19 protein-coding genes and 1 pseudogene are annotated in these 23,392 nt (G+C 52.3%); 13 read left to right on the forward strand and 7 right to left on the reverse strand.

The window, feature by feature from the left end; translation table 11 throughout:
• Positions 1–133: 133 nt before the first annotated feature.
• From EV202_RS00005 to cysK, 3 genes are all read right to left on the reverse strand, one after another.
• Complete coding sequence (locus tag EV202_RS00005; protein ID WP_234878213.1) at positions 134–1,408, reverse strand: DUF3575 domain-containing protein; 1,275 nt, start codon at positions 1,406–1,408, stop codon at positions 134–136.
• A gap of 366 nt (positions 1,409–1,774) precedes the next feature.
• Complete coding sequence (locus EV202_RS00010) at positions 1,775–2,809, reverse strand: tyrosine-type recombinase/integrase (RefSeq protein ID WP_165899380.1); 1,035 nt, start codon at positions 2,807–2,809, stop codon at positions 1,775–1,777.
• 72 nt (positions 2,810–2,881) lie between these two features.
• Positions 2,882–3,829 (reverse strand): cysteine synthase A, encoded by a 948-nt coding sequence (gene cysK / locus EV202_RS00015; protein ID WP_131924468.1) that lies wholly within the window; start codon positions 3,827–3,829, stop codon positions 2,882–2,884.
• A gap of 251 nt (positions 3,830–4,080) precedes the next feature.
• Here cysK and epsC point away from each other — a divergent pair, with 251 nt between their 5' ends.
• The 10 genes and pseudogenes from epsC (at position 4,081) to EV202_RS00065 (ending at position 14,951) form a co-directional block, all read left to right on the forward strand.
• On the forward strand, positions 4,081–4,983 hold the full coding sequence (gene epsC, locus EV202_RS00020) for a serine O-acetyltransferase EpsC (protein ID WP_106069570.1): 903 nt from the start codon (positions 4,081–4,083) through the stop codon (positions 4,981–4,983).
• A 79-nt stretch (positions 4,984–5,062) separates the two neighbouring features.
• The gene (locus EV202_RS00025; protein ID WP_131924470.1) at positions 5,063–6,586 is read left to right on the forward strand and encodes a THUMP domain-containing class I SAM-dependent RNA methyltransferase; all 1,524 of its coding nucleotides are present in this window, start codon (positions 5,063–5,065) and stop codon (positions 6,584–6,586) included.
• Positions 6,587–6,651: 65 nt separating this feature from the next.
• Positions 6,652–6,978: pseudogene (locus EV202_RS00030) on the forward strand (ORF6N domain-containing protein); the annotation flags it as partial.
• Between the two features lie 20 nt (positions 6,979–6,998).
• Positions 6,999–9,263, forward strand: coding sequence for a S9 family peptidase (locus tag EV202_RS00035; RefSeq protein ID WP_131924474.1), 2,265 nt, complete (start codon positions 6,999–7,001; stop codon positions 9,261–9,263).
• Between the two features lie 208 nt (positions 9,264–9,471).
• Positions 9,472–10,746 carry a phosphoribosylamine--glycine ligase gene (gene purD / locus EV202_RS00040; protein ID WP_131924476.1) on the forward strand — a complete coding sequence of 425 codons (1,275 nt, stop codon included), beginning with the start codon at positions 9,472–9,474 and terminating at the stop codon, positions 10,744–10,746.
• A 14-nt stretch (positions 10,747–10,760) separates the two neighbouring features.
• Complete coding sequence (locus EV202_RS00045; protein WP_131924478.1) at positions 10,761–11,759, forward strand: hypothetical protein; 999 nt, start codon at positions 10,761–10,763, stop codon at positions 11,757–11,759.
• Positions 11,744–12,220, forward strand: coding sequence for a YqaA family protein (locus EV202_RS00050; RefSeq protein ID WP_131924480.1), 477 nt, complete (start codon positions 11,744–11,746; stop codon positions 12,218–12,220). Before EV202_RS00045 ends, EV202_RS00050 begins: the two co-directional genes overlap by 16 nt.
• An 87-nt stretch (positions 12,221–12,307) precedes the next feature.
• Positions 12,308–12,991, forward strand: coding sequence for a tRNA (5-methylaminomethyl-2-thiouridine)(34)-methyltransferase MnmD (gene mnmD / locus EV202_RS00055; RefSeq protein ID WP_106069576.1), 684 nt, complete (start codon positions 12,308–12,310; stop codon positions 12,989–12,991).
• Between the two features lie 111 nt (positions 12,992–13,102).
• Positions 13,103–14,032 carry a metal ABC transporter solute-binding protein, Zn/Mn family gene (locus EV202_RS00060; protein WP_131924482.1) on the forward strand — a complete coding sequence of 310 codons (930 nt, stop codon included), beginning with the start codon at positions 13,103–13,105 and terminating at the stop codon, positions 14,030–14,032.
• Between the two features lie 112 nt (positions 14,033–14,144).
• Positions 14,145–14,951 carry a metal ABC transporter ATP-binding protein gene (locus EV202_RS00065; RefSeq protein ID WP_131924484.1) on the forward strand — a complete coding sequence of 269 codons (807 nt, stop codon included), beginning with the start codon at positions 14,145–14,147 and terminating at the stop codon, positions 14,949–14,951.
• A 52-nt stretch (positions 14,952–15,003) separates the two neighbouring features.
• Here the strand turns inward: EV202_RS00065 and EV202_RS00070 are convergent, their stop codons facing one another.
• The 4 genes from EV202_RS00070 to xerD form a co-directional block, all read right to left on the reverse strand.
• Positions 15,004–16,542: a YifB family Mg chelatase-like AAA ATPase gene (locus tag EV202_RS00070; RefSeq protein ID WP_106069579.1), complete on the reverse strand. Its 1,539-nt coding sequence runs from the start codon at positions 16,540–16,542 to the stop codon at positions 15,004–15,006.
• A gap of 10 nt (positions 16,543–16,552) precedes the next feature.
• Complete coding sequence (locus tag EV202_RS00075; protein ID WP_131924486.1) at positions 16,553–17,581, reverse strand: TlpA disulfide reductase family protein; 1,029 nt, start codon at positions 17,579–17,581, stop codon at positions 16,553–16,555.
• Between the two features lie 249 nt (positions 17,582–17,830).
• Positions 17,831–19,525: a tetratricopeptide repeat protein gene (locus tag EV202_RS00080; RefSeq protein WP_106069582.1), complete on the reverse strand. Its 1,695-nt coding sequence runs from the start codon at positions 19,523–19,525 to the stop codon at positions 17,831–17,833.
• A gap of 135 nt (positions 19,526–19,660) precedes the next feature.
• Positions 19,661–20,611 (reverse strand): site-specific tyrosine recombinase XerD, encoded by a 951-nt coding sequence (xerD, locus tag EV202_RS00085; protein ID WP_106069583.1) that lies wholly within the window; start codon positions 20,609–20,611, stop codon positions 19,661–19,663.
• A 133-nt stretch (positions 20,612–20,744) separates the two neighbouring features.
• On the opposite strand from xerD, the gene aroQ reads away from it, so the two are divergent.
• The 3 genes from aroQ (at position 20,745) to EV202_RS00100 (ending at position 23,372) form a co-directional block, all read left to right on the forward strand.
• Entirely contained in the window at positions 20,745–21,164 is a 420-nt protein-coding gene (gene aroQ / locus EV202_RS00090; protein WP_106070536.1) for a type II 3-dehydroquinate dehydratase, read from the forward strand.
• 53 nt (positions 21,165–21,217) lie between these two features.
• Positions 21,218–22,678 (forward strand): pyruvate kinase, encoded by a 1,461-nt coding sequence (pyk, locus tag EV202_RS00095; RefSeq protein WP_106069584.1) that lies wholly within the window; start codon positions 21,218–21,220, stop codon positions 22,676–22,678.
• A 61-nt stretch (positions 22,679–22,739) separates the two neighbouring features.
• Positions 22,740–23,372: an O-methyltransferase gene (locus tag EV202_RS00100; protein ID WP_131924488.1), complete on the forward strand. Its 633-nt coding sequence runs from the start codon at positions 22,740–22,742 to the stop codon at positions 23,370–23,372.
• The last annotated feature ends 20 nt before the right edge of the window (positions 23,373–23,392 follow it).

Here is a 23,392-nt window from a genome sequence, read left to right on the forward strand (position 1 = left end):
AGCGTGCCGGCGATGATGGCGGCTGCTAAGGCCGCGCAGAGTGCCAGCGCCATGGCGGCTACTGTGGTGCCGAGGGCCCGCAGGGTGCGGGAAGGGAACGGGTGCTTTCCGGTTTTCATCGTATGACAGGTTTTCATCTCTTGCCTCCTTTCTTTGTGTTTACATTATCGTGTCCTATGAGCCAGACCAGCGACACCCCGGCCTTCGTGGGGCCGAACCACCGGCGTTGCCGGGTGGCCTGCCACAGGTAGCACTCCCTTTGGTGGGTTTCGCACCAACCTTTGGGCACGTACTCGAAGTACTCCCCGCCCAGGTAGCCGATGCCTATGGTGAAGTCGAGGTTCAGCCTCCGCCCTATCGGGGCGGAGTAGCCGTAGGCGATGCCCCCGCCGTAGCTCCAGCGGTCGCCGAGGTAGCCCTTGCCGCCCCATTCCAGGTCGTAGGTAAGCAGCTGCCCGTACAGCCCTATGTGGTGCCCCGTCAGGGGCTTGCGCCCGTAGCTCAGCCAGCGGCGCACCTCCAGGTCGCCGCCGTAGATGCGGTGGTAGCGGTGGCGGCTGTCGCTCTTGAGCCAGGTGTACATCCAGTTCCCGGCCACCGACCAGCCGCGCCCGAGGTAGAACTCCAGCCCGAGGTTGGGAAGCACCACGGCGTCGTAGAGCAGGTTGGTCTTCACGGCCATGTAGAAGGGCCTGCGGTCGCGGGAGGGGGGGACCGCTCCCTCCTTTTCGGGCGGAAGGATGTAGACGGTGTCCTTCACGGCTTGCTGCGCCTCCTCGGACTCGTACCACACGCGCAGGGTGGAGGCGCGCAGCTCGGGGAAGAAGCGGCTTTCCATGTACCTCCAGGCGTGGCCGCCGCCCGCCATGGCCAGCCGGCGCTTGCGACCGTCGGACACCTTGCCGCCGGCGGTGACCCACTCGGGGGTGTAACGGAGGATGTCGAGCACCTCGTGGCGGTAGGGCATGTATTCGTCGGAGAGCACGAGCCTTTCAAGCCCCTCCCAGTCCACGCCCTTGGGAACGGTCGAGAGCCAGCCGAACTCGTGGGGGAAGTAGCCGGAGACCATCCGGCGGATGGCCTCCGCGCGCCGCTCGGAGAGGCGCTGGTTCAATGCCGTGCTTCCCTCGGGGGAGGCGCCCCCCGTGACACGCAGGCCGCGGATGCGGCGGGAGGGGTCCCGGAGCAGGGCGCTGAAACGTTCGGTGAAGGCGCGAACGCGCGCGCCGTTCTCACGGAAATAGGGGTCGAGGCGCGATTCGCCCTGACGGAAATAGACGCGCACGGAGTCCGTGCCGCCGCGGAAGTCGGATTCCTGCCCCCGGGAATGCCCGAGGGAAAGCAGGAAAAGCAGGAGAAGGAAGGGTCTTTTCATTGCCTGTGAATAAGGGTTATACATCTTTTTCATCTTGCTTGCCCTTGTGCACGGCAAGGGGGAGGAGGCCTGCCGGAATCTCCCGCAAAGGCCGTGGGCAAGGGGGTCAGGGCAAGCCGCCTCTTACGAAGAGGTGAGGGAAGGAAGGAGGGAGGGGGGCATGGGCGGGACTTTCCGGGGCGGATTCCTTATGGCGGGGACACGCTTCCCGGCGGATGCGGAGGCGAAATGGCGGGGGACGCAAACGTTCGTGTAAATAATATTTATAAAATATTCATCCTAAAGCTTGTTAATATGGGATAAAAGTGGTTTATTTGCAGAGACTTACGGGCAAGACAACACCTCTTCGTAAGAGGTGGGATGTAAAACGTTGTCGGTAAGGCGAATGCCTTGGGGGGCTCATGCCCCGATCCTCTCCAGCAGCCCGCGGTTGGCCTCCGCCAGCCGTTCGTCTTTTATCCCTTCGATGTATATGAGCGTGGTCTTGGTATCGGTATGCCCCAGCGCCTTGGAGATGACGGGCAGGTCGACGCCCTGTTCGTAGGCGATGCTCGCCCAGGAGTGGCGTGCCACGTAGGAGGTGAGGTTGACCGCAATCCCCGCCTGCCGGGCAAGCAGCTTCAAAGAGCGGTTGTAGCGGTTCAGGGCGCAGGGGTAGGAGACAGGGCATATCCGTCCGTCCTTCACCTTATATAGTATAGGAAAGAGATAGTCCGTGCCCTCAGCCTTGTACTTCCCCAAGATGTCGAGCATGCACTTTTCGAGTTTCACCCTCACCTGCCGTCCCGTCTTGCAGCGCCGGTAGGTAAGCACCCCGTCCTTTACCTGCCGCTTCCTCAAGTGCGCCAGGTCGGTGAAGGGCATGCCCATGGCGTAGAAGGAGAAGAGGAAGAGGTCGAGGGCGGAAGCACCCGGAGCCGGTGCGGCCCCTTTCCCCTTTCCTCCCCCGCAGGGAGGGGGAAAGGAGGAAAGGACCAGCCTGCGCATCTCCTCCGCCCCGATGCTCCGCTTGACGGTACGCTCGTTGCCCGTGAACACGCCCTTGAACGGCGTCCTGTCCTTCACGAGCCGCTTTGCCGCCGCCTTGTTGTAGATGGCACGCAGGGAGCGCAGGTAGCACGAGGAGGTGTTGGGGCATACGCCCCTTTCGCGCAGCCAACGCTCGTATGCACGCACGGTGTCGGCATCCAGCGCGGATAGCGGCAGGTCCCTGCCGCCGTTGAAGCGGACGAAAGAGCGCACGGCCGTGCGGTAGTTGTCGGCAGTGGAGCGGCTTAAGCCTTTCATTGCCACATTGATGAAAACGGAAAGCGTGAGGACGGTGCTCCGCTCTTTACTTACGTTCCTTACTTTCTTTTCCTTCTCTCTTTTGCCGGCGGAGCTTACTCTTCGGAGTCCGTCTGCCCTTCTGAAATAAGATAGAATATTGAACATCTGTATCATGGTTTTGCGTTTCTTTGATTTGAACGCAAAAATACAGCGTGAACCTTAAATGAGAAAGTCTCTCTACAACGGATATTCCTCGAACGCATAGAGCAGCGTTGAGAGATAGCGTTCGCCCGTATCGGGCAGCAGGGCCACGATGGTTTTTCCTTCGTTTTCGGGCAACTGCGCCAAGCGGGTTGCAGCGGCAATGACAGCCCCGGAGGAGATACCCACCAGCAAGCCTTCGTCCTTCGCCAATTCGCGCCCGGTGCGGATGGCATCGTCGTTGGACACCTGTACGATTTCATCTATCACTGCTCTGTTGTAGTTTCTCGGAACAAATCCGGCACCGATACCCTGTATCTTGTGAGGACCGGGCTTCCCACCCGAAAGAACGGGAGAATCTTCCGGCTCAACGGCGACAATCTTCACCTTCGGGTTATGTGCTTTCAAGGCTGTGCCCACACCGCTTACAGTACCTCCTGTTCCCACGCCGGCCACGAAGATGTCGACCTTTCCATCCGTATCGCGCCAGATTTCCTGCCCTGTGGTACGCTCATGTGCCGCGGGATTGGCGGGGTTATCGAATTGTTGAAGAATCAGCGAGCCGGGAGTGACGGTTTTCAGCTCTTCGGCACGGGCAATAGCTCCCTTCATGCCGTCGGCACCCGGGGTCAACACCAATTCGGCTCCAAGCGCTTTCAAGAGGTTGCGCCGTTCCAGACTCATGGTATCGGGCATGGTCAATATCAGCTTATATCCTTTGGCAGCAGCCACGAAAGCCAGCCCTACACCGATATTGCCACTGGTGGGTTCGATGAGGGTGGCGCCCGGTTTCAGCAAGCCTTTTGTCTCGGCATCTTCGATCATGGCAAGCGCCACACGATCCTTTACGCTACCGGCGGGGTTGAAGTATTCCAGCTTGGCGATGATATCGGCTTTCAGCTCTTTGTTTCGATTGTAATTGTTCAGCTCCAGCAGGGGAGTGTTGCCCACCAAATCGGTGAGGCGTTGCGCTACTTTCTTCATATTCTTCTTCTTTTTTAATCTCATCTCCTTGAAACGAAGAGCGCCCGGTTATACTCGAACGACGGTATTGCTCTTCCTTTTCGGGAGGAAGCGAGAATGGTTTATTTTTCATACAGCAAAAATAGTGCGAAACCACCTTGCCCGAAATACCACAAATATGGTAAATACATACTATAAATGAGGGATATGTAGGATATTTAACGAGTATTTCATATCTTTGTTGCCACTTTTAAACTTAAGGATATCACGTAATGAGTCCACTCAATTTTACTCACATTCTGACACAGGCAGTCGACGAGCTATCGGAAAGCGAGTCATACAAAGGACTGTTCCAACAGCATACGGACGGCAATCCACTGCCTTCGGCGAAAATCCTGCGCGATATCATAGAATTGGCACGAGCCATCATCTTTCCCGGATATTTTGGAAACTCAACGGTAAACAGCCGCACGGTGACCTACCACATCGGCGTCAACGTAGAACGTCTGTTCGACCTGCTGACCGGACAGATTCTTGCCGGCCTCTGCTTTGCCGGCGACGGTGGCGAATGCAGTTGCTGTACCGAGATGCAACGCGAAGAAGCGACCCTGCTGGCCGCCAAATTCATCAGTCGCCTGCCGGAGATGAGACGCATACTTGCCACAGATGTGGAAGCCGCCTACAACGGCGATCCCGCCGCCCACTCGTTCGGCGAGGTCATCAGCTGTTATCCGGCCATCCGTGCCATCAGCAACTATCGCATCGCACACGAACTGCTCAAGCAAGGTGTCCCTCTGATTCCACGCATCATCACCGAAATGGCGCACAGCGAAACCGGCATCGACATCCATCCGGGAGCCGAGATAGGACGTTATTTCACTATCGACCACGGCACAGGTGTCGTCATCGGTGAAACCTGCATCATAGGGAACAATGTGAAGCTGTATCAGGGCGTGACACTCGGCGCCAAGAGCTTCCCGCTCGATGAAGACGGCAAACCCATCAAGGGCATTCCCCGTCACCCCATCCTGGAGGACAATGTCATTATCTACTCCAACGCTACCATATTGGGGCGCATCACCATCGGGAAAGGTGCTACCGTGGGCGGCAATATCTGGGTGACCGAAGATGTGCCGGCCGGAACAAGAATCGTACAGACAAAAGCCCGAAGATAAGTGAGCCACAGACCACGGAGCACAGAACCGAGAGACCGAAACCAAGAATCAAAGAATACTCAAAATAGTAAAAAAATAAATGAGCAAACAATCTTTTGAAATGATTGCCAAAACCTTTCAGGGACTGGAAGAAGTGCTGGCGCAAGAACTCACTGCACTGGGAGCCAACGACATCGAGATAGGCCGCCGCATGGTGTCCTTCAGCGGTGACAAAGAGATGATGTACAAAGCAAACTTCTGCCTGCGCACAGCCATCCGAATCCTGAAACCCATCAAGCACTTCGAGGCCAAAGACACCGACGAGGTCTACGAACAGATAAAAACCATCCGTTGGGAAGAGTATCTGGACACGGACAAAAACTTTGCCGTAGAACCCACCGTCTTCAGCGAAGAGTTCCGTCACTCAAAGTTCGTAGCCTACAAGGTGAAGGATGCCATTGTGGACTACTTCCGCGAGAAGACGGGTGAGCGTCCCGGCGTACGTGTCAACAAGCCCGACGTACTGCTCAACATCCACATCGCCGAAACCTACTGCACACTCTCGCTCGATTCCAGCGGCGAATCGCTCCACCGACGGGGCTACCGTCAGGAAGCTGTGGAAGCTCCGCTCAACGAAGTGCTGGCCGCCGGAATGATACTGATGACCGGCTGGAGAGGCGAATGCGACCTGATAGACCCCATGTGCGGTTCGGGCACCATACCCATCGAGGCGGCTCTCATCGCCCGCAACATCGCTCCGGGTGTATTCCGCAAGGAATTTGCTTTCGAGAAGTGGGTGGACTTCGACCAAGAACTGTTCGACACCCTCTACAACGACGACAGTCAGGAGCGTGAGTTCGCTCATAAGATTTACGGCTACGACAACAATCCGAAAGCAAACGAGATAGCCATGCGCAATGTAAAGGCCGCCGGCGTCAGCAAGGATGTGGTGCTGAAGCTGCAACCCTTCCAGCAGTTCGAGCAGCCCGCCGAGAAGTCTATCATCATCACCAACCCTCCTTATGGCGAACGCATATCCACGAACGACCTGCTGGGTCTTTACTCCATGATAGGCGAACGGCTGAAACATGCCTTCACCGGCAATACGGCGTGGGTGCTCTCCTACCGGGATGAGTGCTTCGACCAAATCGGTCTGAAGGCCACTACAAAGATACCCTTGTTCAACGGTGCGCTGGAGTGCCAATTCCGTCAATACGAAATCTTCGACGGGAAGTACAAGGAGTTCCGTGAAAGCGGAGAAGGATTGAACAAAGAATCCGGACCGGAGGAATCGGGCGAGAAGCGTCGGTTCAAAGAGGGTGAAAGACGGGAGTTCCGCACCAGAGAACACCGTGAGTTCAAAGATGGAGAGAAGCGAGAATTCCGTCCCCGCGAAAAGAGAGACTTCCGTGACGAAAAACGGGAGTTCCGTCCAAGAGAACGTCGGGAGTTCAAAGGCGGAGAGAAACGAGAGTTTCGTCCAAGAGAACGCAGAGAGTTCAACGACAGCGAGAAGCCAGAGTTCAAGCCGCGCGAGAAGAGGGAGTTCCGCACGGAACGCAAACCGCGGTCGGGAGAGTCTTACCCGGAAAGGAAGAGACGGGAGAAAAAGCCGGAAGAATAGCCCGCCTTTACGAACCGGTCACAAATTGCGACCGGTAGATGTATCGGAAACATAAAGCTATCGCAATGAATGATTTGATTATCATAGAAAACAAGATACATGAAATCAGAGGACAGAAAGTGATGCTGGACTTTGATTTGGCTGAGATGTATGGAGTGGAGACAAAACGTTTGAATCAAGCTGTACGCCGAAATAGCGAACGGTTTCCTCAAGATTTTATGTTTCAACTCACTGACGAGGAAGTAAAATGGCTGATGACCAACTTGAGGTCACAAATTGTGACCTCAAGTTGGGGCGGTACACGCTACGCCCCTCTCGCCTTTACCGAACAGGGAGTAGCCATGCTTTCCGGCCTTCTGCGCAGTCCTCAGGCCATCGAGAAGAATCTTAGCCCCTTAAACCAACCATACTCATGAACAAGAAAACAATAACCGAGGGCATGCTGGCACTGCTGTTTGCAATGTCTGCCCCAAGCGAAACCCACATCATGGCACAAGAACGAAATGCCGAGACACTGAAACGCCCCACACTGGAAGACCTCATCCCCGGCGGGGAAACCTACCGCTACACCAAGAACCTCTACGGGCTGCAATGGTGGGGCGATGTCTGCATCAAGCCCGATATGGACGAACTGAAAGCCATCGACCCGCAAAGCGGAAAGGAAACCGTGCTCGTCACCCGCGAAACGGTAAACCGCGCCTTGAAAGAGGCCGGGCTGAAAGAACTGTCGCATCTTTACAGCGTCAGCCTGCCGTGGGCTGAAAAGAAAGAGCTGCTGCTCCCTCTGGCCCAGAAGTATGCCGTCTATAACTGGCAGACAGGTCAACTGACCTATAAAGACAATCTGCCGAAAGAACCCACCGCCAACTACGACCTGAGCACCGAAAGCCGGAATCTGGCCTACACCGTAAAGAACAACCTCTACGTCAACGGCCACCGTATCACCGACGAACCTCTCGGCGTGGTATGCGGGCAAAGCGTGCACCGCAACGAGTTCGGCATCTCGAAAGGTACTTTCTGGAGTCCTGCCGGCGATTTCCTCGCTTTCTATCGCATGGACGAACGCATGGTGACGGAATATCCGTTGGTAGACATCACCGCACGCGTGGGCGAACTGAACGCCATCCGCTATCCAATGGCGGGCATGACCAGCCATAAGGTGCAGGTGGGCATCTATAACCCCGCTACCGAACAGACCGTCTACCTCAACACCGGCGACCCCACCGACCGTTATTTCACCAATATCGCATGGGCACCGAACGGCCGCAGCCTCTTCCTGATAGAATTGAACCGCGACCAGAACCACTCCAAACTCTGCCAATACGATGTTGAGACGGGCGAACTCGTGCGAGTGCTGATAGAAGAGACGCATCCCAAATACGTGGAACCGCAGAACCCCATCCTCTTCCTGCCGTGGGACGACACGAAATTCATCTACCGCAGCCAACGCAGCGGATACGACCACCTTTATCTGTACGACCTCGGCAAGCTCGCCTCGCACCCCCAACCCCTCACTGCGGAAAGCATGGAAAAGATGTGGGGGCTGATAAAAGCCGCCGGAAAAGGCAAGAGCCCGAAAGAAGCAGCCGGCATGCAGCTCACCTCCGGCAACTGGATAGTGAAAGACGTGCTCGGCTTCAATGTCAAGAAGAAGGAAATCATCTTCACCGCTACCAAAGAGTCGCCCTTGCAAAGCAATATATATAAGGTAAACGTAAGCAACGGCCAAATCACACGTCTGGATAACGGCGAAGGCGTGCACCGTCCCCGGCTCTCCGCATCGGGCAGCTACCTCATCGACAGTTATTCCACACCCGATGTGCCGCGCTCCATCCATCTGACGGCCACCCGGAACGGCAAGCAGCTTGCCAACCTGCTGACGGCTTCGAACCCATACGAAGGTTTCGACATGCCAAGCATAGAGACGGGAACCATCAAAGCCGCCGACGGCACAACCGACCTCTACTACCGCATCGTGAAGCCTGCGGACTTCGACCCGAACAAGAAATACCCCGCCATCGTCTACGTATATGGCGGTCCGCATGCCCAAATGATAACCAACGGCTGGATGAACGATGCCCGCGGCTGGGACCTTTACATGGCAAACAGAGGCTATATCCTCTTCTCGCTCGACAACCGGGGCAGCAGCAACCGGGGACTGGAGTTCGAGAATGTCACCTTCCGCCAATTGGGCATCGAAGAGTGCAAAGACCAAGTGAAAGGAGCCGAATTCCTGCAAAGCCTGCCCTACGTGGACGGCAATCGCATCGGCGTGCACGGCTGGAGCTTCGGCGGACACATGACAACCGCCCTGATGCTGCACCATCCCGAAATCTTCAAGGTAGGCGTAGCCGGTGGTCCGGTCATCGACTGGCAATATTACGAAGTGATGTACGGCGAACGATATATGGATACCCCGCAAAGCAATCCCGAAGGTTACAAGGCCACCAACCTGAAGAACCTTGCCGGCAACCTGAAGGGGCGTCTGCTCATCATCCACGACGACCACGACGACACCTGCGTGCCCCAGCATACGCTCTCGTTCATGAAAGCCTGCGTGGATGCCCGCACCTATCCGGATTTGTTCATCTACCCCGGCCACAAGCACAATGTGCTGGGACGCGACCGCGTGCATCTGCACGAAAAGATAACAAGGTATTTTGAGGATTATCTCTAATACAGAAGGGCGTTGCAAAACCCTTCCGGCAGTCTGTGAAACGAAACGCAGGAGTCATCGCTACGACTAACGGAAGTCAGCAGTGATGACTAACGGAAGTCAGCAGTGATGACTAACGGAAGTCAACAGTGACGACTAACGGAAGTCATTTCAGACAGCCTTTTATATCGAACTAAAATAAACGATAACACCATATATGACAGCAACCATGAAGATATTATTGTTAGGCTCAGGCGGCCGCGAACACGCTTTGGCATGGAAGATTGCCCAAAGCGCCAGAGTAGAGAAACTATATATTGCCCCCGGCAATGCCGGAACAAACGCAGCAGGCGAGAATGTGAACATGAAAGCCACCGACTTCCCCACACTCAAGGCCTTTGCTCTTGAGAAAGGAATCGACATGATTGTGGTAGGGCCCGAAGACCCATTGGTGCAAGGCATCTTCGACTACTTCAAAGCCGATGCCGCCACCGCCCATATCGCCGTCATCGGCCCCACAGCCAAAGGAGCCATGTTGGAAGGAAGCAAGGAGTTTGCCAAAGAGTTCATGGTGCGCCACAACATACCTACCGCCCGCTACAAAAGCGTTACGTCTGCCACCCTGCAAGAAGGGCTCGATTTCCTTGAAACGCTGGAAGCTCCCTATGTGCTGAAAGCCGACGGCTTGTGTGCCGGCAAAGGAGTACTGATTCTGCCCACATTGGAAGAGGCGAAGAGCGAACTGAAAGAGATGTTGGGCGGTATGTTCGGCGATGCCAGCGCCACGGTAGTCATCGAGGAGTTTCTCAGCGGCATAGAGTGCTCGGTGTTCGTAATGACCGACGGCCGGCACTATAAAGTGTTGCCCGTGGCCAAAGACTACAAGCGCATCGGCGAAGGCGACAAAGGCCTCAACACAGGCGGCATGGGCAGTGTGACACCCGTTCCTTTTGCCGACGAAGTGTTCATGGAGAGGGTGCGCACCCGCATCATCGAACCCACGGTGAACGGATTGCAGGAAGAAGGAATCCGATATCAGGGCTTCATCTTCTTGGGATTGATTAACGTGAAGGGCGAACCGATGGTCATCGAATACAACGTGCGCATGGGCGACCCCGAAACAGAAAGCGTCATGTTGCGCATCAAGAGCGACTTTGTAGAGTTGCTGGAAGGAGTTGCACAAGGAGACCTCGACCGCCGTACATTGGAGTTCGACCCGCGCACGGCAGCTTGCGTCATGCTGGTAAGCGGCGGCTATCCCGAAGCCTACGAAAAGGGCAAAGTGATGAGCGGATTAGAGCAGGCTGCACAAACCGACAGCATCCTGTTCCATGCCGGCACGGCCATGAAAGACGGACAGACGGTGACCAACGGCGGACGTGTGATTGCCGTATGCTCCTATGGAGATACGAAAGAAGAAGCGCTTGCCAAGAGCTATAAAGTGGCCGATAGGATAGACTTCGAAAAGAAATACTTCCGCCGCGACATCGGCTTCGACTTATAAAAGCAATTTGCGGTATGTACAGAACCAAACGATTCCAGAGCCGGATAACGGCAGGACGACTGACGTTGCCTGCGGCCATCCTGATATCGGTGGCCTGCTGGTTACTGTCAGGCGTTCTGTTGCCCGACTTGCAAGTGCACTCAAACGAATATCCGCTCTGGCAGACGTTTTGCGACTTATGCATCCCCGCTTGGGCCAATCGTCTCGCAGGTTTTGTCTTGTATGCCCTCATCGGTTATTTCCTGATACAGCTCAACAATACGTTCGCCCTTATCCGCATGCGGGCATCGGTACAAACCTCCGTCTATATCCTGCTGATATCCGTCTGTCCCTGCATTCATACACTGTACGCCGGAGACTTGGCGGCTGCCGCATTCCTCGTGGCATTGTACTTCCTGTTCAGGAGCTATCAGCAGGCACGTCCCATGGATAGTCTTTTCCATGCCTTTGCATTCATCGGGCTGGGTAGCCTGCTACTGCCGCAAACCATGCTGTTCATCCCCATCTTCTGGATAGGAGCCTACAACTTCCAATCGCTTCATCCCAAAAGCTTTCTTGCCTCATTGATAGGATGGAGCGTACCCTACTGGTTTTTATTGGGACATGCTTTCTACTACGGACAAATGGAGACATTCTACCATCCCTTCCGGGAATTGGCGTCTTTCTCACCTGTCGGGTTCGATTTCGCACCGTGGGAGCAAGCCACCCTCGGATACCTCCTTATCTTGTTCATCGTGAGTTCGGCACATTGTCTGGTGACCGGTTACGAGGACAAGATACGCACACGAAGCTACCTGCAATTCCTCATCCTGATGAACTTCTGCATCTTTGTCTGTATCGGACTGCAACCGGCTTTAACCATTCATCTGATGTCGTTCCTGCTTATCGGGGTCAGCATCCTGGAGGGACATTTGTTTGTGCTTACCAATAGCCGCAGTTCCAACCTTTTCTTTATCTGTGCCCTTGCCGGGCTGTTCGTTCTATTCGGATTCAATATATGGACGCTTTTATAGAGACACTCGTGCAGCTATTGATAGACTGGGGCTACCCCGGTTTGTTCTTCTCCGCTTTGCTGGCGGGCAGCATCCTGCCATTCAGTTCGGAGGTGGTGATGGTGGCATTGGTCAAAGTGGGGCTAAGCCCCGCACTCTGCATCCTTGCAGCCACGCTGGGCAACACGATAGGAGGCCTGACGTGCTACTACATGGGACATCTGGGACGGATAGACCGGATTGAGAAATACTTCAAGGTGAAGAAAGAGAAGATAGACAAGATGCAGCATTTCCTGCAAGGAAAAGGTGCACTGATGGCTTTCTTCACTTTTCTGCCTTTTGTGGGTGAGGCAATAGCCATTGCGCTGGGCTTTATGCGCAGCAACCTTGCGCTGACTGCCACTTCCATGTTTGCAGGAAAACTGGCACGATACGTCGTGATGCTATGGGCGCTGCAAGGAGCGGTTTCGATGATAGGATAAGGCGGATGGAGGAAAATGCGAATGGTTGGAAAAGAGGGGAGGAACAAAGCGGGTGACTGAGAAACAAACAATAAACGGTAGAGGAAAATGAAACGTGTGATTGAAAAGACAGAAGACGGAAGTGCAACGCTGTTTGTACCCCAACTGAATGAGCATTACCATTCGGTGAAGGGAGCACGCACCGAGTCTCAGCACATCTTTATCGACATGGGGCTGAAGGCTTCGACCGCTTTGCACCCCCGTGTGCTGGAGATAGGCTTCGGCACGGGACTGAATGCGCTGCTCACTTTGGAGACTGCCGAGAAAGAAAAACGACACATACACTACACCGGCATCGAGCTTTATCCGCTTGCATGGCAGGAAGTGGATGCGTTAAAATATAGCGAGCACCCGCTGTTCAAGATGCTGCACCAAGCACCGTGGGAAGAAGAAGTAAACATCACTCCCTACTTCACCCTGCTCAAAATACAGGAAAACGTGGTTAGCGGAGGGTGGTTGGTTGTCAGTGATGAGCGGTTATCGCTAAAATACGACCTCGTTTACTTTGACGCTTTTGCTCCCGAAAAGCAACCGGAGATGTGGAAAGAAGAGATATTCCGCAGTCTGTATGCCGTGATGAATGACAACGGCATACTGACAACTTACTGCTCCAAAGGAGTGATACGCCGCATGCTGCAAGGCATAGGGTTCGAGGTAGAACGTCTTCCGGGTCCTCCCGGTGGAAAACGAGAAATACTGAGAGGAAGGAAAATAGCGGTCAGCGGTGGGTGATCAGTGATTAGCATGCCCCGTCAACGCCTTGCCAATCGTTAAGCACTTATCACTAACCACTGTTTACCAACCATCGCTAACCAACTAACAACAAATAAAATACTCTGCCAAATGAAAAAAGTTTATGCATTATTCCTCATAGCCGTTCTGCTCGTTTCTTGCAAGCAGGCAAACCGACAAACGGAGAAAAACGACGGCAAGACTGTTATTACCGTCACTATCGAACCTTTGCGATATTTCACCGAAGCCATTGCCGGTGATAAGTTTACCGTTGTCAGCATGGTGCCCAAAGGAATGAGTCCGGAGACCTACGACCCTACTCCGGGACAACTCGTAGACCTTGCCAAGAGTAAAGCTTACTTCCGCATCGGATACATCGGTTTTGAGTTGGCATGGATAGAGAAACTCACGGACAATGCTCCGCACTTGCAGTTTTATGACATGTCCAAAGGCGTGGAGCTTATTTCGGACGATAGCCATGCGCATCATCACGAAGAGGGCGACAACCATAGACACACAGACCATGCCCATGCTTCAGGCATAGAGCCTCATATCTGGAGCTCTGCCACCAATGCCCAAATCATTGCGGGAAACATTCTGCACGCTCTCTGCACCCTTGACAAGAATAACGAAGCGTTTTATATGAAGCGTTATCAGGAGCTTATCCGAAAAATAAAGCATACGGACAACCTCATCTGCCAAATGCTTTCTGCCGGCAACGCCGACCGTGCTTTTATGATTTACCATCCTGCATTGTCATACTTTGCCCGCGACTACGACCTGCACCAAATCCCCATCGAAGCAGGCGGCAAAGAGCCTTCGCCCGCTCACTTAAAAGAGCTGATGAAGACCTGCAAGGCTGAAAAAGTACGTGTCATCTTCGTACAACCGGAGTTCGACCGCCGCAATGCCGAGCTAATAGCCCGACAGACAGGAACACAGGTGGTAAACATCAATCCCCTGTACTACGATTGGGAGGAAGAGATGCTGAATGTGGCGAAGAATCTATCGTCCAACCCGACCCAAACACCCCAAGAGTAAACAATATGCCTGAATAAAGCGTTTTCCTGGAAGCAGATAGTAACACACATAGCTTGAATAAAGAAATGCGGTGTCATTTGCATTAAGAACGATTAGAAAGATCACAAAACGTATGATTGAGATAAAGAACCTCTATGCCGGATATGACGGGCACATCGTATTGCGCGACGTGAACCTGACCGTTCACGAGCGCGACTTTCTGGGTATAATCGGCCCTAACGGCGGAGGAAAAACAACCCTGATCAAATGTATCCTGGGATTGTTAAAGCCAATTTCCGGAGAAATTTTATATAACGGTGAGCGGTTAGCGACGAGCGGTAAGCAGACAATCACTCGGCACTCACCGCTAAACACTCATCGCTTACCGCTAACCATCGGCTATCTTCCTCAGTATAACAGCATAGACCGTAAGTTCCCTATCACGGTGGAGGAAGTCATTTTATCGGGACTAAGCAGCAAAAAAACGCTCATTTCCCGTTTCAGTTCCCGCCATCGAGAAAAAGCACGCGATGTAATAGCACGCATGGGGTTGGAAGGGATGGAGCAACGCGCCATCGGTGCGCTGAGCGGCGGACAGTTGCAGCGTGCCTTGTTGGGACGTGCCATTATCTCCGACCCTCAAGTCGTCATTCTCGACGAGCCGAGCACATACATCGACAAGCGTTTCGAGGCCCGCCTCTACGAATTGCTGGCGGAAATCAATAAAGAGTGTGCCATTATCCTCGTCAGCCACGACATCGGCACTGTGCTGCAACAGGTCAAATCCATCGCCTGCGTCAACGAGACGCTGGATTACCATCCCGATACCGGCATCACGGGAGAGTGGCTGGAGAGGAACTTCAACTGTCCGATAGAGCTGCTGGGCCACGGAACGCTACCCCACAGAATATTGGGAGAGCACAAACATGCCCACGAATAAAGAAAACCGGTTTGCTGCAGAAACCGCCTCCGATAAGCCATGGGTTTTACATTCATCCCGCCCAGTCTTCCCTATCCAGGTTCCTGTATCCGATGGCTTCCGCCAGATGCGCCGGCTGAATAGTCTCACTGCCTTCAAGGTCGGCAATGGTGCGGGCAACCTTCAATATACGGTCGTAGGCACGTGCTGAAAGATTGAGACGGTGCATGGCGGTTTTCAGCAAGGCCAGTCCCCGATCGTCGGGACGGGCATAAAGGGAGAGAAGTTTACTGCTCATCTGCGCATTGCAGTAGATACCGGGAAGTTCGGCATATCTCTTTTCTTGTACCGACCGGGCACGCACCACGCGTTCGCGGATGGCGGCACTCGCCTCGCCCGGACGGGCATCGGAAATCTTATCGAAAGGCACGGGAATGACTTCTACCTGAAGGTCTATGCGGTCGAGCAAGGGGCCGGAAATACGGTTAAGGTATTTCTGTACTTGTCCCGGACTGCATACACAGGCTTTCGTCGGGTGATTGTAGTAACCGCAGGGACAAGGATTCATGGCTGCCACGAGCATAAAGCTGGCCGGATATTCTACATTGCACTTCACACGTGAGATGGTGATTCTGCGGTCTTCCAACGGCTGGCGAAGCACTTCGAGCACACTGCGGTTGAACTCCGGAAGTTCATCCAGAAAGAGCACACCATTGTGCGCCAGACTGATTTCACCGGGCTGCGGAAAACTGCCGCCACCGGTCATGGCTACGGTGGAAATGGTGTGGTGCGGACTCTGAAAAGGACGTTGGGAGATAAGTCCGCCATTCTGCCCCAGCTTGCCTGCCACAGAATGTATCTTGGTCGTCTCAAGGCTCTCGCCCAGCGACAAGGGCGGCAATATGGATGGAAGCCGCTTGGCAAGCATGGACTTTCCACTGCCCGGAGCACCGACAAGCAGGATGTTATGTCCGCCCGCTGCGGCCACTTCCAAGGCACGCTTCACGTTCTCCTGCCCTTTCACATCGGCAAAGTCTGCCTCAAAACTGCTTTGACGGCTATAAAACTCCTCGCGTGTGTTGACAATGGTAGGCGTCAAATCTCGCTTGCCGTCGAGGAATTCGATGACTTCCTTGATGTTGCCTGCTCCATATACTTCTATATTATTGACCACTGCTGCTTCACGAGCATTCTGCCGGGGCACAATCATACCTTTGAAACCCAGTTCCCTCGCTTTGATGGCAATAGGAAGCACTCCTTTGATAGGTTGCAGGTTGCCGTCCAAACCAAGTTCTCCCATGAGGAGGTAATCTGCCAGCTTGTCCGCCCGCATGATTTCGTTGGCGGCAAGCATGCCTATGGCCAAAGGCAGATCGTAGGCAGAACCTTCCTTGCGTATGTCTGCCGGCGCCATGTTGATGGTGAGCGTACATGTGGGCATCCGGTATCCGTTCTCCTGCAGGGCGGAGCGTATGCGTTGCTGGCTTTCCTTGACGGCCACATCCGGCAGGCCTACTAAATAAAACATGCAACCTCTGGAACTGCTGACTTCGATGGTGATAAGAGTTGCATCGATACCTTGAACAGCCGCCCCGAAAACTTTTATGAGCATATACGTTGGTCTATTTTGCTTTCTGTTTCAACTCCTCCAGTTTCTTCTCAATCTCTGCCGTAGTCAGGTTCTTGCCTTCTATCCTTCCGGAAGGGCCAATCAGCAGATTGGCAGGCAAGGCATGTATGGAAAGCTGTTTGGCCGGCATTGTATTCCAGCCCAGGAAATCGCAGGTTTGCTCCCACTTCAACGTATCGTTACTGATAGCATCCTCCCACGCTTTCTTGTCCACATCCAAAGAGATGCCCCAGAGGGCAAACATCTTATTCTTCTCTTCTTTCTTGTAGATTCGACGCAAGGCAGCATTGTTTTCCATGCTTGGCAAGTCCCACGAAGCCCAGAAGTGTATTAACAGGTATTTATCTTTAAAGCCGGTACGGCTGATTTGTACGCCTTTGGCATTGGGCAAAGAAATGTATGGAAGCACTTTCCCCACAGACACCCTTTCTTCTTCCTGTATAAGGGTCATCAATTCGCTCACGTAAGGACGGTCTTTCAACTCTCCGCTCATGCGGTTTGTCAGCCTTTTGATAAGCGCAAAGTCCGGATGAGGCTTCTGCACGAAGAATTTCTCCAGCAGATAGATACTTGCCAAAGAGCCGGGATGGCTGTTGATGAAAGTTTCGGCCTTTTCCTGCAAGGCCTTCTCCGAAGATTGGCTTATACTTTTCAGTTCTTTCAGGAAGGCGGTCAGCTCTTCATTGGGAGCATTGCCGGTGATATCCGGCGAGGAAAGTTCGGCAACGGAGCCGCTTATTTTGATTTCATCTCCCTTATTCAGGTAAAGAGGATACTCGGTGCCGTCACTGAATTGCAGCCATGCAGCCACCAATGTATCTATCGCGAGGGTTGCAGAGAATTTATCGTTCTTGGCAATCAAAGTATCCATGCGGTTATGCAGATTATCCGCACCATAGATATAAAGAGTGTCATTTCCCAATCCTTTGATTTCACCGCTAAGGCGGACGGAATCTGTTGTCCTGCTGCTGCAAGCGGACAAAGTGAAAAGCAGAAAGTATGCGAGATAGATTTTCTTCATTGCGATTCTTTTTTCTGATACTCGTTGCGAAAGTACTTCTTTTTGATATAAATGAGAAGCTGTTTGAAGTTTATTTTTATTCGTGTCCGCTAAAACTTTCCTCCGACCGATTGACTTACACACTTCAACTTTTATTTCCGAATCTTTGTTCGCAGTGCGCGGACTTGTGTTTTCCCCAAGTTTTATCATCAAAAGAAATGCCCGGCATATTTCTATACCGGGCATCTTCCTTTCGGTTCTCACCTTATATTATTTGAGGATATCCATAAAGGAGGGGTTTGTGAAGAACTTGGTGAATTCCAAGTCGGAAGCCGCCTTCTTGGCCAATGCAGGCTCTTTTACGATGGCATTCTTCAGGCTGCTGATCACCATGGAAGAGTTGTTGGTTCTTGCGCCAAGCACAGCCATCAGATAGTCTGTATATGCATCCGGCTTCTCGATAGCAGCCAATGTACTCTTTGCCTTATTGTAGTCTTTAGCCAAGATTTGAGCCAAAGCGGCACTGTTGGTCTTTGTTTCGGCAAATGCGTTTACAGCTCTGTCATATTGACCTTGAGCAACATACAAGTTACCCAATGCTTCGTTCAGCGCTTTAGCACCCGAGGCTTTGCCTAAGAAACTTTCAGCAGCACTCTTGTCGCCCTTGTTCAATGCAATCAAGCCAAGGTTGGTGTTCACTTCGGGAGCATCTTTGATAGCAGCAGCTTTCTTGAAGTAGCTTTCAGCCTTGTCAAGGTTACCTGCCTGATATGCCAACTTACCCAGATTGTTGTAAGCGCGGAAGTCATTAGGATAGATTTGAGCGGCCTTTGTGAAGATAGCCTCTTGCTTGGCGGCATCTTTGGTCAGAGTCGCAGCATACAGCAGTTCTTCGATATTCAGCTGCTTGGCATCGCTGTCGGCAAGGTTTGCAATTTCGTCGTCGGACTTGCCGATGATTTCATAGTTCAAGGTCAGACGAGAACGACGCAGTTGCGGAAGCACTTCATCAGCCAAAGTCTTGTACACGGAAGAGATGTTCTTGATTTCCTGTTCTCTTTGTTCCGGATCGGAATACATGGACAGAACGCGAAGAATCAGTTCTTTGTCCTGGATATTCGATTTGGAAACCAGTTCTTGGAAACCTTCCCAGTCCTGAGCAGTATATCTGGTATCTACAGCTGCATCAACTTTGGCTTTCTTCAGGTCCTTGTTGATAATTTTGGCAGTATTGTCCTGACGGTTTTCGGCCAATGTGGTGTTCAGGCTTACGCCACCATCGGGAGAAGCGTATGCAGAGATTTCGATGTTGCTGATTTTTTTGTTGGCAGCATCATTCACGCTCTTCACTTCGTCGCCGAATGTTTTGGCGGTCTTCAGCTCGCCGGCCCGTACGTTGGCTTGTTGAATCAAGAACATGATGTTGGCGTCATATTTTTCTTTGATGATGCGTTGGAAAGCGTCGTCGCCGTTAGCCGGATTGGCGCTGCCCAATGTTTTGCCAATCAATTCGGAAGTAGAGATTACGCCATCGGCCACTTTCACGGCAGGAATGTTCACCGTCTTGTTTCCGATGGTGGCTTTGAATTCCAGATACAATTCCGATTTGGCCATTTCCGGAACATAATCGAAAGAAGTTCTCAGGGTATAGTTGCCGCCCATCTTGTAAGAGATAGCCTGGTCGTTACCTTCTACTTTCTCTCCTTGGAATACGGCCGGCCGGCCTTTGGCTTCGCCACCGTTCCATCTCAACACGGGAGTCACCTCCACCACGGCTTTCTTATTGAAATACTTTTCAGGGAATTTTCCATTGATAGTAGCGGGAACTTTACCGCCCACAGCTTCCAATACCTGAGGAGTTACGGTGAAATAGTCCGATGACAATTCACCCATCTTACTGCTACATGATGTCATTAACGCAACAACCATTGCCATTAAAAAAGGCAGATACAATTTCTTAGTCATTTCAGATAAAATTATTTTGTTTGTAAATTGGATTTATCTATTCTGCAATTGTGCTTCATCAAGCATGAACACAACAACGCAAAGATATTAAATCCTCTTAGAGCTTGTTAACCTTAACGCCATTTTTACCATAATTTAATGAATCTTTTGCTCCTCGCGATACTTTATATTACGGGGATGATGCTCAATGATTTCACTACGCAATCTGTTGCGGTCGATGTGTGTGTAAAGTTCTGTTGTTGCGATGGATTCATGCCCAAGCATACATTGTATGGCACGAAGATTGGCTCCTCCTTCGAGCAGGTGGGTGGCAAAGGAGTGGCGGAAGGTATGCGGACTGATGTTCTTGGTGATACCGGCCTTGCTTGCCAGTTCTTTGATCATGTGAAATACCATGATGCGCGAAATCTTGTTCCCCCAACGTGCCAGAAACAGATAGTCCTCAAACTCCTTCTTTATTTTACCCTGATTACGGTCTATGAACCAATGCTTAATTTCTTTGATGGCACGCGGAGAAATGGGGACAAGGCGCTGCTTGCCGCCCTTGCCATCCACTTTGATGAAACCCTCTTCAAAATAAAGATCGGAAATTTTCAGGTTGCAAAGTTCCGACACGCGCAGACCACAGCTATACAGTGTTTCGAGGATGGCTCTGTTGCGTTGTCCTTCGTTTTTACTCAAGTCCACGGCACTGATTATTAGGTCTATCTCATCCAGTGTCAGCACTTCCGGCAGTTTGAATCCTATTTTAGGGCCTTCGAGCAATTCGCTGGGATCACCCTCCAGATAATCGGCCATGACAAGGAAATGGAAAAACGATTTGACACCCGACAGAATACGCGCCTGCGAACGGGGGTGAATGCCAATATCGTGCAATCCGGCAGCAAACCGGTGCAAATCGTCCAAGGTAGTGTCGAGAAAACTTTTGTTTTCTCCGTCAAGGAAATGAAGCAACTTTTCCAAGTCCCTCAGATAAGCATCCTGCGTATTGGGAGAAAGAGATTTTTCTAACTTCAGGTATTGACGGTACTTTCTGATTATCAGCGCTTGCCTTTCCTTATTCTTTGTTTTTTCTTCTGATTTCATTTCTTTTTTCTACCTTTGCACCGCAGAGACGAGCCGTGACATGGCGAAAAGCATCATAAAATCTGCGTCGCCTTACCCATTCGCATCTTCTTTGCGGATTTAATTGAGAGACAAAGGTATAAAAAAATGTGTTATGAGGATACAGATTATCAACGGCCCCAACATAAATCTCCTAGGCAAACGCGAACCTTCCGTTTACGGCAGCGTTACTTTTGAAGAGTATCTTGCCGACCTCCGCAAAAGATATGCTGATGTAGAGATTGATTATTTTCAGTCCAACATCGAGGGAGAATTGATAGACAAGATTCAGCAGGCGGGTTTCGAGGCAGACGGCATTGTGCTGAATGCAGGTGCCTACACCCATACTTCCATCGCTCTGCAAGATGCTATCCGTGCGGTTACTGCTCCGGTGGTCGAAGTGCATATTTCCAATGTGCATGCACGCGAGGCGTTTCGCCATGTCTCCATGATTTCCTGCGCTTGCAAGGGTGTCATTCTCGGCTTCGGCTTAGACTCCTACCGGTTGGCCGTAGAGGCACTGAAAGAATTATAGGCGGTTCATGGTCCTTTATCCATGATTCATTATTTAATAAACAGGTATAGATTATGTTATTGAAGCAAACCAAAATTGTTGCAACGATTTCCGACCAACGTTGCGACGTCGATTTTATAAAGCAGTTGTTTGAAGCCGGTATGAATGTGGTTCGTATGAATACCGCGCATCTCAATCGTGAAGGTTTTGAACGGCTGATCGGCAACGTACGTGCGGTGTCCAACCGCATTGCCATTTTGATGGATACGAAAGGCCCCGAAGTGCGCACCACCCCCTTGGCCGGCGAACCGATTTCTTTCAAGACCGGCGACCGCGTCAAGGTTGTAGGTAACCCTGAGTTGCAGACAACCCGCGAGTGCATCTCGGTTTCTTATCCTAACTTCGTTCAGGATTTGAATGTAGGCGGACACATCCTTATCGATGACGGCGACATGGAAATGGTGGTTATAGAGAAGCATGCAGACTATCTGCTGTGCGAAATGCAGAACGACACGACGCTCGGCAGCCGCAAGAGTGTCAACGTGCCGGGAGTGCGCATCAACTTGCCGTCGCTGACGGAAAAAGACCGCAATAACATTCTGTATGCCATCGAGAAAGACATCGACTTCATCGCCCACTCTTTTGTGCGCAACAAGCAGGATATTCTGGACATTAAATCCATTCTGGACGCACATGGCAGCGACATCCGCATCATTGCCAAAATTGAAAATCAGGAAGGCGTAGACAATATCGACGAGATTCTGGAAGTGGCCGACGGTGTGATGGTGGCGCGCGGCGACCTCGGCATAGAAGTTCCTCAGGAACGCATCCCCGGCATACAGCGTGTGCTGATTCGCAAATGTATTCTGGCCAAGAAGCCGGTTATCGTTGCCACTCAGATGCTTCACACGATGATTTCCAATCCGCGTCCTACCCGTGCGGAGGTGACGGACATCGCCAATGCCATCTATTATCGTACGGATGCTTTGATGCTGAGCGGCGAGACTGCCTACGGAAAGTATCCTTTGGAAGCGGTGAAAACGATGACTAAAGTTGCGGCACAAGCCGAAAAGGATAAACTGGCCGACAACGACATCCGTATTCCTTTGGATGAGAACAGCAACGACGTGACGGCTTTCCTTGCCAAACAAGCCGTAAAAGCCACTACAAAACTGAAAATACGCGCCATCATCACAGACAGTTACAGTGGCCGGACGGCCCGCAATCTGGCTGCGTTTCGCGGTAAATTCCCGGTACTCGCCATCTGCTACAAGGAGAAGACCATGCGTCACCTCGCCCTTTCTTACGGTGTGGAGGCCATCTATATGCCCGAACTTGCCAACGGACAGGAATACTATTTTACCGCCTTGCGCCGCCTGTTGAAGGAGGGCCGCCTGCAACCGACCGATATGGTGGGTTACTTGAGTAGCGGCAAAGCAGGCACGCAGACCTCGTTCCTTGAGATAAACGTAGTGGAGGATGCCTTGAAACATGCACCCGAAAGCGTGCTTCCCAACAGCAACCGATATTTGTAAATGAGGTTGTGCCGGAAGAGCAAGATACATTTCGGCACAGCTTCACCGCCAGCCTGATATAATGACAATAGACGAGTATATCCTGCAACATATCGATGAAGAGAGCGACTACCTGAAAGCGCTTTATCGCGACACGCACGTCAAGTTGCTCTATCCCCGCATGGCTTCCGGGCATTTGCAGGGACGCATGCTCAAGATGTTTGTCAGTATGATACGCCCCCGTCGGGTTCTGGAGATAGGAACTTACAGCGGATATTCCGCCCTTTGCATTGCCGAAGGGTTGCCTGAGGGCGGAATGCTGCACACCATTGAAATCAATGATGAGCAGGAGGACTTCACACGTCCGTGGCTGGAAGGTTCGGACTATGCCGACAAAATCAAATTCTACATCGGCGATGCCTTGGAATTAGTTCCCCGCCTCGACCTCACTTTCGATTTGGCGTTCATCGATGGCGACAAGCGCAAATACGCGGATTATTACGAAATGGTGCTTGCCCGTCTTTCCGATGGAGGATATATCATTGCCGACAACACTTTGTGGGATGGACATGTACTGGAAGAGCATCCTCACGCTTCCGACCGGCAGACCATCTGCATCAAGGAGTTCAACGATATTGTGGCACGCGACGGGCGTGTGGAGAAAGTGATTCTTCCGTTGCGCGACGGGCTGACCATTATTCGTAAAAGGAGCTGAAGTCTGCCCGCATCTCGGCA

Origin of the sequence: Prevotella heparinolytica, from assembly GCF_004342845.1 — a bacterium.
In the GTDB taxonomy this organism is placed as follows: Bacteria; Bacteroidota; Bacteroidia; order Bacteroidales; family Bacteroidaceae; genus Bacteroides; species Bacteroides heparinolyticus.